This window comes from Gordonibacter sp. An230 (assembly GCF_002159915.1).
In the GTDB taxonomy this organism is placed as follows: Bacteria; Actinomycetota; Coriobacteriia; order Coriobacteriales; family Eggerthellaceae; genus Rubneribacter.
In genome coordinates, this window is sequence record NZ_NFJP01000034.1 from 21,155 (window position 1) to 34,496 (window position 13,342).

Here is a 13,342-nt window from a genome sequence, read left to right on the forward strand (position 1 = left end):
TCGGCGTCCTTGCCTTTGCCTTCGTTCTCGCCTTCGTTCTCGCCTTCGCTCTTGCCCTCGTCCTCGCCCTTGCCCGCGCTCGTCAAAAGAGCCGAGAGAGCAGTCCCCCTCGCCCTTCGTTCCCGTCCCTATCGGCCTCAGGCGCGCACGTCGAGGAACTGCACGAGCGGGATGCGGCGCGCCTCCCTCTTGTCGGCCGGACGCGGCTCGTCTGCCGCGTATCCCACCGTGAGCATGTTGACCGGCACGACCTCCTCGGGCAGATCGAATTCGCAGCGCACGACGTCCGGATCGAAGTGGCACACCCAGCACGTGCCGAGGCCCGCGTCATGCGCGGCCATCATCATCTGGTCGCACACGATGGTCGCGTCGATGTCCGCGCTCACCATGCCGTCGTACGAGCGCCGCCACGCGTCAGCGGGGCGCACGCACACGAGCAGCACGAGCGGCGCCCCGAACACGCTCCCGTCCTTCGCGAAGTTCGGCGCCGAGCGCGCCATCTTCTCAAGGTCGGCCGCCGAAGTCGCCACGATCACGCGCGAGGGATGCCGGTTGCACGCGCTCGGCGCAAGCCGCCCCGCCTCCAGGACGGCATCCACCTTCCCCTGCTCGACCGCACGCTTCTCGTACGCGCGCACCGAGTAGCGCGCCTTCGCCACCTCGAGAAAACCCATGGCGCATCGCTCCTTCCTCAGCCGTCTCGCCGCGCGGACCCGCCTTCGGACGGCGCCGCGCCGCACGTTCTCTGTCGCCGCGATTCTCCCTCATCGCGCCCTCGAACGCAAGCCGAGAGGCGCCGAATGCGCGCCGCTTTCCGACGCGCCTTTCAAAAACCTCCTCGCGTCCGGCGAACGGCATACGAAGCGCGCGTCCGTCCAGTGGCGCAGCAGCCGCATGCTGCGCGGTCGCACGCCCTTGTCTCGCCCCCCATCACCCCTCCCCGCCGTCGCATCGGCGAAGAGCGGAGGCGCTATCACACACGGTAAACGGCGCAGTTGTTGGGAGTCTCGTACATGTCCACCTGGGACACGGGAAGGCCCTGCTCCGTCAAGCGCTCGCACGCATAGCGCGCAAGGTTCTCCGCCGTCGTGCGGAACGGCAGGATGGTCAGGCTGAAGCCCTCGGCCTCAAGGGCTGCCAGCGTCGCATCGGCAAGCGATCCCTCCTCCACGAGGAAGGTGTGGTCCAACTCCTCGGCCAAGGCGCGCACCGCCCGCTTGAACACGCCGAAGTCCATCACCATGTCCTTCATCGTGCCGTCAGCTTGCAGATCGGTGGATTCGATACGAACCACCATGCGCCACCGGTGTCCGTGAAGGTTCTCGCATTTGCCGTAATAGTCGGTCAGGAAGTGGGCCGAGTCGAAGCTGGCCTCGGTTTTCAATCCGTACATGACGCTCCTTTGCACGATCTCTTCAGTCGCCGCCATGATAGCACACTGAAACGACGGCATCTCACCGGCATTCATAGAACAAGTGTGCCAACTTCTCCCTTACCGCGCAAGTTCAGGAAAGGCCCGTTTTGGGAACTCTTGGGAAAGCCGCCGTCCCAGGATCGAGAGCCGCGAGTCGGGACCGGAACCGCGATCGAAAGCCGCAGATCAAGGACCAGGGCCGGGCAGGCCGAAGGCGGCAAGCGACCCGAAAGAGAGGAGCGCGAGGGGGACGGCAAGCGGTCCGAGGGCCGAGGGCATGCAGCGCCAGAGAATGCCCGGCTCATGGCGGGTTTTGACGGAAATCCACGGTCGGAAAGCGCCGAGTCGGATCTAAGCGAGCCGTCCCGCCCGCAGATCTCCGCATCGACCCTGGTCGGAATCGATGCCACAGGCTCCCCGAGAGAAAGGCCCTCCGGACGATCGCGGTTTTCCGTCAAAACCCGCCAAATCCGGGAAAACCTCGGGCGCGTCGCTCCCGAATGCGGCCCGAAAGCAGGGCATCGGGCCGTCCACCCACCCTCTTAGGCGGGTGCCCTCTGTTCAACCGCCCGCGCCGCCCGCCCTCTCGGATGGGCGCCCTCTGCCCAAGCCACCCGCGCCGCCCGCCCTCCGCTCGAGCCGCGCGCGCCGCCCGCCCACACCCCACTCGCGCCGCCCTCAGACGGCCAACGCCCGCCAGAACCGCAGCTTCGCGAAACGGGCCCCGCCCCGCCGCCGGCCGGCGCCCGCCATCGCGGCAAGCCGAACAAACGCGCGGGCGGGCCGAGCGCGCGTCAGGCGCAAGGACGGACGGTAAGGGAGGCCGCCAGCTTCTGAAACGAATCCTCGCTCAGGCAGTGCTCCATGCGACAGGCTTCCTCGTCGGCCACGCGCTCCTCCACGCCAGCTGCGCGCAGCAAGCCGAAGAAGAACTCATGGCGTCCGGCCACGCGCTCGGCGACGGCGCGCCCCTCCTCGGTGAGCCGCACGTCATGGGCCACCACCCGCACAAGCTGCTGCCGCTCGAGCTTCGACAGGGCCTTCGACACGCTCGCCTTCGACACGCCAAGACGCTCGGACACGTCCACGGCCCGTGCGAAGCCGTGCTCGCGACGGATCGCGAGCACGGCTTTCAGGTAGTTCTCGGCAGATTCGTGAACAGGTTGTCTCATGCTTGCCACCTCGCTGCGCGGTCCCTTTCGGCGCGCGCTTCGCCTTCACTCGTTTCGGTATACCAGAAACGAGCGGCCCGTTCCACTCCAAAGGGTCGCGCTCCTGCTCCGATCGGACGTTTTGTCCCAGCCGCGTAACGCACGGAAACACCGCCCCGCTTCGACGCGGCGCCGCGTCAACACCGCACGGCGAACTGCCTGCGCGCATGGGGGCGGTGCGGAGCGGAGCATCCACGCCGGCCCGCGCGGCGGCGCGCACCAGGGCCGCCGCGCGCGATGGCGCCGCCCCGCCTCGGCCGCGCGCGGACGCTACCTCGCGAGCCGCCAGCCGGCGGCCTCGCGGCGCAGGCTCACGAAGTCGCGGTAGATCCCCGCATCGCGCATCAGCTCCTCGTGCGTCCCGCGCTGCACGATGCGGCCCTCGTCCACCACGATGATCTGGTCGGCATCGGCCACCGTGTTCAGCCGGTGTGCGATGCTCACGAGCGTCTTGCCGCGCGTCAGCTCGGCAATGGCCGCTATCAGCTCGTGCTCGTTCTCCGGGTCCACCGAGCTGGTGGCCTCGTCCAAAATGACGATGGGCGCGTCTTTCATGATGGCGCGCGCGATGCTCACGCGCTGGCGCTCGCCACCCGAAAGCGACGCGCCGCCCTCCTCCAGCACCGTGTCGTAGCCCTGCGGCAGCGCGCTGATGAACTCGTGGCACCGCGCCCGCTTCGCCGCCTGAACCACCTGCTCGTGCGTGGCGTCCGGCACGCCGAACTTGATGTTGTTCTCCACGGTGTCGTTGAACAAGTACACGTTCTGAAACACCATCGACACGTTCGCAAGCAAGCTCTCCGCCGTGCCCTCGCGCACGTCGGCCCCGCCCACGCGCACCGCGCCGGCGTCCACATCCCAGAAGCGCGCGATCAGGTTCACGAGCGTCGTCTTGCCCGAGCCGGACGGCCCCACGATGGCGCAGGTGGTGCCCTCGGGAATGCGCAGCGACACGTCGTCGATGACCCGCCGGTCCGCGTCGTAGGCGAAGCTCACGCCGTCCAGCTCCACGTCGAAGCCGCGCGGCTCAAGCGGTGCGTCCGTCGTGTCCTGCTTCGGGATGGCGCACACCTCGTCCACGCGGTCCAGCTCGCCTTCGATCTTCTTCGTGAGAAACGCCGCGTCGTTGGCGTGGATGAGCTCGCCGTAGATCATGAACGCCGCCACCAGCAGCGTGAGCGCCCACGACAGCGGCAGCGCGCCGTTCAGGTACAGCGCGCACGCGGCGAACAGCACCGCGCAGCTGGCCACGTTGAACACGAGCGCGTACAGCTTGAGGACGCCCTGAGCCGCGGCCTCCTGCCGGTAGTCGGCCTGGCGCTTCTGCTCGAAGGACGCTTTTGCGGCCGCCAACGCCTCGTCGGGCGTGCTGAACGTGCGCAGGACGGCCATGCCGCGGGCGTACTCGATCACCTTGTCGCTCATGGCCTCCTGCGCGGCGGTCACCTCGCGCGTCACGCTGGTGGCGCGACGGCGCAGCACGTTCAGCACGTACAGCCCCACCGCGATGCCCGCGAACGTGATGGCAGCCACCGGCCACGCCACGAACAGGAAGAACGCGCTCATGATCACCGCCATCGCCACGCCGCCCGAAAGGCCCGTCAGGCAGATGGTCATGAACTCCTCCAGCTGGTGCACCGTGGTGGTGAGCGTGGTGGTGATGGCCGACAGGCGCTGCTCGGAGAAGTAGCCCATCGGCGCGCCCTTCAGGCGGTCGCCCACGCGAAGCCGCAGGTCGCGGAAGATATCGAAGCCCTGCGCGTCCATCTTGATGTCCACGAGGTACTGGAACACGTACTGCCCCGCCACGCTGACGAGCAGGATGCCGAGGCATTGCAGCGCCACGACGCCGTCCAAATGGTCGCGATTCTCCAGCGCCCAGAACACCGCGCCCAGCATCCCCGCCATGAAGAACGCCTTCAGGACGTTGCACACCATGCCCACGATCAGGCTGCGCCGCGCCGCCGGCGAAAAGCTGGCGGCCAGATCGAGCACTCGTTTGACAAGCGCGAACATGCTACCTCACCTTCCTTTCGCCCGCGGAAGAGCCCGAATCCGCCCGCGTTTCGCCCTCTTGCACCTGCGTCGCGCGCCCCTCCTGCGCCGCGCGAGCGTCATGCGCGCCGCCCGCCTCCCGCGCCGCGCTCGATGCGGGGGCCTCCGAAGAAAGCGCGTCCGCGTAGCGGCTCCACATGCGGGCGTACACCTCGCAGCCTTCAAGCAGCTCTTCGTGCGTGCCGCGGCCGACGATGCGCCCGGCGTCCATGACGAGGATCTGATCGGCCCCGCGAACGGTGGACAGGCGGTGCGCGATGGTGACGAGCGTCTTGCCGGCCACCAGCTTGCTGATGGCGCGCTCCACCAGCGCCTCGTTCTCGGGGTCGGCGTAGGCCGTCGCCTCGTCGAGGATGACGATGGGCGCGCCCTTCAAGATGGCGCGCGCAATGGCGATGCGCTGCTTCTCGCCGCCGGAAAGCCGCTCGCCCGCCTCGCCGGCGCGCGTGGCGTAGCCCTGCGGCAGACGGCTCACGAACTCGTGGCACCCCGCAGCGCGCGCAGCGGCCTCCACCTCGGCGTCGCTTGCCGAAGGGCGTCCCATGCGGATGTTGTCGGCGATGGTGCAGTCGAACAGGAACGTGTCCTGGGCCACGTAGGACACGCGCTCCATAAGCTGCTCGAACGGTATGTCCCTCACGTCCACGCCTCCGAACGCCACGCGACCCGACGTGGCGTCCCAGAACCCGGCCATGAGCTTCGCCACGGTCGACTTGCCCGAACCCGACGGGCCCACGATGGCCGTGACCTGCGAGGGGCGCGTCTCGAAGCTCACGTCGTGCAGCACTTCGGCCCCCTCGTGGTAGGAAAACGACACGTTCTCGAACGAGAACGACTCGCCGGCAAGCCGCACGCGCTCGCAGGGGCGCGAAAGCTCCGGCTCGCCCAGAAAGTCCCAGATGACGTTCAGGCACACGTCCATCCGCGATATCATGCCGCCCGCCTGCGCGAACTTCAGAAGGGGGCCGACGAACCCGAGCGGTATGACGATGCACGTCAGAAACGCCGGCAGCGCCAGCTGGCCCTGCGCCATGAGCCACACGCCCAAAGGCAGCGACACGAGCAGCGTGCAGGGCACCACCGCCTTGACGGCGGCCATCCACACCCAGCTTTGCCTGAACCAGGCCAAGGTGGAATCGTGGTACTCGGCCACCGCCTCGGAGAACCCGCCGTACGAGCTGGCCGTGCGGCCGAACGCCTTGATCACCTGGATGCCGTTCACGTACTCCACCAGCGACGAGTTCATCCGCTGCTCGCTTGAGATGTAACGGGCCATCTTCGGCTTGTAGTCGCGCATCATGGCGGCGTAGAACAGCACGCCCAAGGGGATGGTGGCGAGGCCGGCCAGCCCCATGCGCCAGTCGATGAGAAACACGATCGTCATGGCGAGCAAAGGGCCGAACACGTTCGAGGGCAGCTCGGGCATGAAGTGCGCGATGGCGTCCTCAAGCTGGTTCACGTTGTCGACGAAGCGGTTCTTGAACGTGCCGGTGGGCGTGTCGATGATCGTACCCATGGGCACGCGCTCCATCTTTTCGGCCATCTGCTCGCGCATGGTGCGCAGCGCCTTGAACGCGATGCGGTGGCTCATCATGGACGAGCGCCACGTGAAGAAGAACCGCGCCGTATGCGCGAGCGCGGCGACGCCCGCCAGCAAAGCCGCGCGCTCGAGCGTGAGCGTCCCCTCGACAAGCCCCGCCGCCAGAAGCGCGATCACCACATAGGGCACCATGCCCGCCACCTCGCCCACGCAGGCGAGCGCAAGCGAGCACACCATGCGTCCGCGGTCGGGCCGCATGAAGTAGTACAGCTTCGCGAACGCGCTCGGCCGCGCGTCGCGGTTCGCCGGAGAAACCTCCATGATCAACTCCTCGAAACTCCTTGCAACGCTTTAAGTTAGTCCGTTTCAACTTCGTGCAGCATGCCTCATACCGAGGGAGCGGAAAGCCGGCGACGGGAAGCCCCGCCGCATCGCGGCAGCGAAACGCCTATTCGAGGCTGCCCCGCGCCATGGCCGCCATTCGATACCGGTGCCCCGGCCTCGCTTCGGTGTCCCGACCTCGTTTCGACGTCCGCGCTCCGGTCGCCGCACCTTCGGCATCCGCGCCCCGACCGCCCTCCGGCACCCGCCACCCACCCGCCGCACCTCCGGCATCCGCATTCCAGCCGTCGCGCCTCGGCGTCCGCATCCCAACCTCGCTTCGGCACCCGCGCCCCGACCGCCGGCCGCCGCCCTTTCGGCGCTTGCACCCCATCCTCGTTGCGCGGCGCGAACTTGCGAAGATCAGCGCAGGTCGATCCTCCGATCGCCCGCCATGCGGGCCAAAAGCTCGTCATGGGTGACCACCACCACCGTCTTGCCCGCACGGGCGAGCCGCCGGCACCATGCGGCCACCTGCGCGACCCCGCGGCCGTCGAGGCCGCTCGTGGGCTCGTCCAGCACGACGAGGTCGGCGTCCGAGCAGTACGCCGCCGCCAGCGTCACGCGCTGCTTCTGGCCGCCGGAGAGGCTTGCGGGATGGCGGTCGGCCAGATCGGCGAGGTCGAACGCCTCAAGCGCTTCCCACGCACGTGCTTTCAGCGCGTCATCCACCCTGCGTCCCAACACCACCTCGTCGGCCACGCTGCCGGCGTAGAGCTGGTAGTCGGCGTCCTGCATCACGAAGTAGCCGCGCCGCCGTCGCTCGCGTCGCGCAACGGGACGGCCGCAAAACGTCACGCGCCCCGCCTGCTCGCGGACCGCCCCGCACAGAACCTTCGCGAGCGTGGTCTTGCCAACGCCGTTCGGCCCCGCGACCACCGTCACCGCCCCGCAGGGAAACTCCGCATCGAGGCCGCGCACGCCCCGCTTCGTGGAGGGATGGAGGTAGGTCAGCCTTTCGACCCGCCAAACGCGAGCGCTCCCCGCCCCGCCGTCTGGCGGAGACGAAAGAGAAGCGCCCGCGCGTCTCTCGGCCGCGCCCCCGAAGGAGGAAAGCGCGCCCTCCTCCTTTATCTTGGGCGCAGCCGGACAAGATGCCTGACCGGCCAACCTTCCCACGCCATGAGAAGAAGCCGCACCCCCGGCCGTCTCGCCCGATGCGGACGAAAGAGAAGGATGCGCATGGTTTTCGCCCGCGCCCTCGAAGGAGGAAAGCGCGCCCTGATCGGCCAATGCGCCCTTCCCCCTCTCATCCCCTCCCCCTGCCTCGACCGCGGCGGCCGCCTCCCCGGATGCGACCTCCCCCTCTTCGGGCGCGACCGAACGAGGTGCCGGACCGGACGTCTCCGTCGCGCCGCGATGCAGGCTCGCGCCTCCGAAGGGTCCTTCCTGGCGAAGGCCCAAAGCTTGAACCTCCTCCAAGGGAAGAGCGGCCAGCTTCGCGGGGCTCCAGCGGGCGATCACGCGCCCGCTTCGCAGGTACAGGTACTCGTCGGCCACGTCCAAGAAGCGGTGCAGGCGATGCTCCGACACCACCACGGCGGCTCCGCGTGCTTTCAGGCGCGCCAAAACCTCCACGAGCGCGGCGGAGCCCTCCGCGTCCAAGTTGCTGGTGGGCTCGTCCAGCACGAGCACCGCCGGCTCGCACGCGACGGCGGCAGCCAGCGCCACGCGCTGCTTCTGGCCGCTCGACAGCGCGGACAACCCCTCTCCCATAAGCCCCTCCACGCCGCAGACCTCGGCGGCGGCGCGCACGCGGCGCGCGACCTCAGCGGGATCCACGCCCAGGTTCTCGGCCGTGAACGCGATCTCGTCGCCCACCGTTCCCATGAAGAACTGGCTGCGCGGATCCTGCATCACCACGCCGAGCCGCTCGGCGCGCTCCCGCGGGACGAGCCGGCGCACGTCCGCGCCGCACACCTCCACGACGCCCGAGAGGTCGCCGGGGAAGAACGTGCCCGCAAGGCCGTCGATCATGCGCAGCACGGTGGACTTCCCCTCGCCCGAGCGCCCGCACAGCACAAGGCAGCGGCCGGGAGCCACCGACAGCGACACGTCGCGCACGCCCTCGCCCGGCGCGGACGGCGAGGCGGGGACGGCAGACGCCTCTTTCGCTTCGCGCTCGGACTCGTCCACATAGCGAAACGAGGCCCGGTCGAGCAGCACGGCCGCCACCCGTTCGCCTTCGCGTCTTGCCGTCATGCCAACCCCTCCCCTGCGCACAGCCCGACGCACACGGCCACGACCGCCGCAGCAACCAGCGCATCGCGCGCACCCAGCCCCACATGGTGAACCGACGTGCGTCCTCCGTCGGCCTCGATGCCCCGCAGCTCGGCCGAAGCGGCCAGTTCGGCCGACAGCCTCAGGCAGCGCATGACGAGCGGCGTGTAGAGGCATTCGTAGACGAGGGCGGGATGCAGCACCGCATCGAGCGCGCGCGGGAAGATGCCGCGCATCCTGATGCCGCGCACGATGGAGCGCGCCTCGAACGGCAGCGCCGACGCGAACCGGAACAGCATGCATACGCCCACGAGCGCCCGCCGCGGCACACGCCAGCGCGCGAGCGCGCACATGATGGCCGAAGGCGACAGCGAGAACAGCGCGCATCCCGCCGTGAACGGCGGCACCATGTGCATGAGGCTCACGAAGAGCACGCCGTACAAACCCGGCAGCGGCAAAAAGCTCAGCCCGCACACGACGGCGAAGCTCGCGCACGAGCGAAGCGCGAGGCGCGCGCGTCCGTTGCCCGCGAGGTACAGCGCGGCCGCCGCCTGCAAAAGCGCCGTCTCGAGCAGACCGACGAGCACGACCGACGCGACGCCGAACGCCGCGACGGCCAGCACGTGCGTGCGCGGGTCGAGCCCGAGCACCCCCTCCCGCACATCGACGGCCCCAAGCGCCGCTCCGTCGGACACCGCCGCAGCCGCCGCAGCCGCCGCGGCCTCTGCGGCCTTCGCGGTCCCGGTCGCCCGCCCAGGTCCGACCTTCCCGAACGCCCGCCCGGCCTCCCCAGGCGCGCGCTCGATCCCCGCCTCCCCGCCGCCAGACGCCCGCACGACGCCGGCCTCCCCTCGGCCGTCAGCCGCCGCAGCGCAGGCAGACGGCGCATTCGATCGCAAACACGCTCCCATCGCCAACCTACGCGATCTTCGCTTTGCGGACGTGCTTCTTCAAGAACTTCGCCCCGACAACCGCGCCCAGCGCCGTGCCCGCGGCGAACAGCGCCAGCATGAGCAGGATCCACGGCAGCTCCGTGTACTGGGCCACCATCGCGGCCACGTCGCTCGCGCTATAGTACGCGCCCAGCTGCTCCATGTACGCGTCCCGGAACAGCAGGTACGGGACGATGCCGTAGCAGGCGAACGTCGCCCAGTACACGAAGAACCCCGCAGCCGCGCGCATGATGCTGCGGTACGCCCCGCGCCCCCACATCGCCAGCTCGCCGACGACGGCGCCCGCCACGGCCACCGGTGCGCAGTACACGCCGCCCATGAACGTGTACAGGATGCCGAACAGCAGGATGGAGCCCGAAAGCACGCCGCGTTTTCCGATGCGATCGGCCATCACCAGGTAAAACGGCGTCGAAACCAACGGAAACAGCCATGACCCCACGAAAAACGTGTTCTGAGGGGACAGCACCGCGTCCTCGGCCATCTTCACGATCATCGTCACCATGATGATGACGATGTTGAAGATCACGAACGTCATCACATCGCGCATCGTCCATCGGTTCGCCCCCGCAGGGACCACCTTCCCCGCGCGCCCATCTGCGTTCGATTCCATGCCCAGCGCTCCTTTCGTCAAGAACATTGTTAACCCACGGTAACTGTTTGGTATAATGATCGGGTGCGCCGCACCGCGCGGTCCACAGCGCGTCGCCGCGACGATTCGCGGCAGCGAAACGACCGTTCTCGGCAGCGCAAAGCGAAGCGACGGGCAAAGCGAGAGGGCGCACGAGATGAAAGCGGCGACAGCAGGCGACCCGAGGCGACGGACCCGCACGAGGCGAAAGGGCGACGACGGGCGACCGAGAGGCGGGCGCCCGCTCGCAGGCAGGCGATGGGAGGCGAGAATGCGCAGCATCCAGCACGATATGTACGAGGAGGCGTTTCGCCTCTGGGACATGGTGCCGACCGACACGATGCCGGGATACGGCCCAGCGGGCAGCGTCCACCGGTTTGAAAACGAGCTGGGCAGCGGCGAGTACTGGGCGTACTTCCACGGCAACCTCTTCGCCGTCAACGCCTTCGACATGCGCTTCAAACGCGCCGGCGCCATGCGCTACCGCCACACCGAGCACCTCTCCATCTGCTATTACGACGAGGTCAGCCTCATCGTGCAAAGCGGCTCCGGCGCGCTGCGCGCCAAGGCCATCTCCACTTACCTCGCCGAAGAAGGGGCCGAGTTCGTGGCGCTCTATCAACCGGGAGCGACGGCGCGCGCCACCTCCCTCACCATCTCGCCCGACTACTACCGCGACTACCTGCACTCGCGCTTCGGAGACATCCCCGACGTGCGGCGCGCCTTCGCGCTCGTCGACGGCCGCACCGACTTCCCCGAGCTCGTCTCCCTGCTTCGCCAGGTGCGCTCCTACCAGGGGGCGGGCATGGCGGCCGCCCTGTTCTACGAAGGGGCGGTGTCGGAGGCGCTTGCGCTCGTCATCGAACGGGCGAAGGCCATCGAGGCCGAGCGCGTCGAAGGGAAGCACGCGAAGCTGTCGCGGGAAGACCGCGCGGCCCTCGACGACCTGAGCGCCTACATCAACGGGAACCTCGCAAGCACCCTGACGTGCGAGGAGCTCGCCCGCCGCGCCTGCATGGGGCAGACGAAGCTGAAGGCCGCCTTCAAAACGGCGTACGGCACCTCGCCCGCGGCGTTCGTGGCCGATGCGCGCATCGAGCGCGCCATCGAGCTGCTCGGTACCACCGACGAGCCCATATCCCGCATCGCGCGCGCCGTGGGTTACCGCAAGCCCGGCGCGTTCGCCGAAGCGTTCCACCGCCGCACCGGCGTGGCCCCCAGCGCTTACCGCCGTCGGCCCTAGCCCCCGCGCAGCCCGAGCGCCGCTGCGCGCGCCGCCGCGCCGACCGCTTCGCGCCCCTCGGTCGCAGGCGCTCCCACGGAGCGGTCGAGGCGCATCCCGCAGGCCGCTTCACGGTCGGGACGCGCCCCGCCAGCCGCGACCCCTTCGCATCCCGCCAGCCGTCTGCAACCTGCGGTCCTTTCGCATCCCGCCGATCGCCCGCAGCCCGCGACCGTTTCGCGCTCCTCGCGAGCGAGCGCGACTGGAATCCCGCTCGCACCGCAGCCGAGGCTCACCCGCAATCCGCGCGCGCCGTGGCCGAGCCGCGCCTTCGGCCAAGTGCGCATGAGGGCCCCGAGGCCTGCGCGCGCATGAGGGCCCCGCGACCCCGCAGCCCGCCGCCAACGCGCGGGCCTCACAACCACAATCTGCACCGCGCCCGCAGCCGATCTTCACCTGCGAACCCCACAGGCTCCACGGCTTCGCGGCCTACGCCGCGCACACGGGCCCTGCGACCTCGCAGCTTGCCCCGATCCGCAGTTTCGCGCACGCGCAGCCCTCGCGAAACGCGCGCCGGCTTCGCAAGCCCCGCAGCTCCTTCGGCCACCACCGCGATCGCAGCCGAGCCGCGCCCGCAGCCCGCACGCGTCTTGCGACCTCCACGGGCCGCGTCGCGCCCCTGCCCTCTCCCCGCAGCCATGCCGCCCCTCCCTGTCGCGCCTCCTCGGCAGGCGGGCCGCGCCCGACGCGCCCGTCGAAGGCCCGTGCGAAGGAGCGAACGGCGACGCCCTTTCTCGGCAACGCAGAATCCAACGCGAGCAGGACCATCGGCGCGTGCGGGCAGAAGGCCGATTTTTGGCCGCGAAACCGCGTTCTGGCACGGTGCCAGCGAAACGCCTTTCGGGAGGAATCCGGCGACCTGGGGTTTTCCAAGTCGCAGGGCTTCGCGCGCCTCAAAGACGGCCAGAAATCGCCCCCAGGCGTGCCAGAACGCGGTTTCGTGGCCAAAATCGAGAGATCTTGCCGCACGAATGCCGACGCCGCGCGTCACGGGCGGCCGCGAACAGTCGCCAAGCGGCCGACAAGAGCCCCGTCCCAAGCGGAGGGCGCGCATCGTCCGCGCCCGCAAGCGCCCGCGCCCGCATGCCTCCTCGGCCCGCACCGCCCCACTACCCGCCACTCAGCGCGCCGCGCGCGGCCCTCACCTGCAAACAGCTTTCCATCCCGTCCCTGCCGCTCGCGCATCTCGCCGCCCGCAGCGGAGCCCGCCGACAACCCGGCATTTCGCCCGCACCCGCAACGCGTCCGCAAGCATGCCGTTGCGTCAACCGCAGCGCAGCCCGCCAGCCACGCCCGCCGACAGTTTCACCCTCCCTTGCGGCCCGTGCCCGCCGAGCCGCGCTCCGCTGCAGCCCATCCCGCCGTCCGCGTCCCGCCGCCCGCAGCGCGCCGCGACCCGCATCCCGCAGATCGCCCTGTCGCAGCGCGCGCAGCTCGCCCATGTCCCGCCGCCAGCAGCCCCCCGCATCCCGCAGCCTCCACATCCCGTGCCCGCGCACATCCCGCCGCAGCGTGCGTCGCCCGCGCATCCCGCCGCGCACCAGCCGACAGTTCCGCATCTCGCCGCAGAGCCCGCCGCCGCTTCGACCCCCGCGCACCCTGCAGCCGGAGCGCTGCGCGCGGACAGGACAGACGAAGCCGCTTGCGCGCCCGACCCC

Annotated in this window: 10 protein-coding genes and 1 pseudogene; 1 reads left to right on the forward strand and 10 read right to left on the reverse strand. The window is 69.6% G+C overall.

From position 1 onward, the window contains the following. Positions 1-137: 137 nt before the first annotated feature. The 8 genes from B5F40_RS14005 to B5F40_RS14045 form a co-directional block, all read right to left on the reverse strand. A complete protein-coding gene (locus B5F40_RS14005; protein ID WP_087194890.1) occupies positions 138-674 on the reverse strand; it encodes a nitroreductase family protein in 537 nt (178 codons plus the stop codon). Between the two features lie 299 nt (positions 675-973). Continuing rightward, positions 974-1,393, reverse strand: coding sequence for a 6-pyruvoyl trahydropterin synthase family protein (locus tag B5F40_RS14010; protein ID WP_087194891.1), 420 nt, complete (start codon positions 1,391-1,393; stop codon positions 974-976). A gap of 815 nt (positions 1,394-2,208) precedes the next feature. After that, the gene (locus B5F40_RS14015; RefSeq protein WP_087194902.1) at positions 2,209-2,586 is read right to left on the reverse strand and encodes a metal-dependent transcriptional regulator; all 378 of its coding nucleotides are present in this window, start codon (positions 2,584-2,586) and stop codon (positions 2,209-2,211) included. Between the two features lie 309 nt (positions 2,587-2,895). Then, positions 2,896-4,641, reverse strand: coding sequence for an ABC transporter ATP-binding protein (locus B5F40_RS14020; RefSeq protein WP_087194892.1), 1,746 nt, complete (start codon positions 4,639-4,641; stop codon positions 2,896-2,898). Position 4,642: 1 nt separating this feature from the next. Next, the gene (locus B5F40_RS14025; protein ID WP_087194893.1) at positions 4,643-6,541 is read right to left on the reverse strand and encodes an ABC transporter ATP-binding protein; all 1,899 of its coding nucleotides are present in this window, start codon (positions 6,539-6,541) and stop codon (positions 4,643-4,645) included. Positions 6,542-6,964: 423 nt separating this feature from the next. Beyond that, complete coding sequence (locus tag B5F40_RS16750) at positions 6,965-8,803, reverse strand: ABC transporter ATP-binding protein (protein WP_239443073.1); 1,839 nt, start codon at positions 8,801-8,803, stop codon at positions 6,965-6,967. Beyond that, complete coding sequence (locus tag B5F40_RS14040) at positions 8,800-9,720, reverse strand: energy-coupling factor transporter transmembrane component T family protein (protein WP_239443074.1); 921 nt, start codon at positions 9,718-9,720, stop codon at positions 8,800-8,802. The genes B5F40_RS16750 and B5F40_RS14040 overlap by 4 nt, the downstream gene beginning before the upstream one ends. A 19-nt stretch (positions 9,721-9,739) precedes the next feature. Further along, positions 9,740-10,384 (reverse strand): MptD family putative ECF transporter S component, encoded by a 645-nt coding sequence (locus B5F40_RS14045; RefSeq protein WP_087194894.1) that lies wholly within the window; start codon positions 10,382-10,384, stop codon positions 9,740-9,742. Between the two features lie 289 nt (positions 10,385-10,673). On the opposite strand from B5F40_RS14045, the gene B5F40_RS14050 reads away from it, so the two are divergent. Continuing rightward, positions 10,674-11,645 (forward strand): helix-turn-helix domain-containing protein, encoded by a 972-nt coding sequence (locus B5F40_RS14050; RefSeq protein WP_087194895.1) that lies wholly within the window; start codon positions 10,674-10,676, stop codon positions 11,643-11,645. A gap of 394 nt (positions 11,646-12,039) precedes the next feature. Here B5F40_RS14050 and B5F40_RS16330 read toward each other — a convergent pair whose 3' ends face one another. Continuing rightward, positions 12,040-12,324: a hypothetical protein gene (locus tag B5F40_RS16330; RefSeq protein ID WP_087194897.1), complete on the reverse strand. Its 285-nt coding sequence runs from the start codon at positions 12,322-12,324 to the stop codon at positions 12,040-12,042. A 624-nt stretch (positions 12,325-12,948) separates the two neighbouring features. Next, positions 12,949-13,342, reverse strand: a pseudogene (locus B5F40_RS16440) (hypothetical protein); the annotation flags it as partial.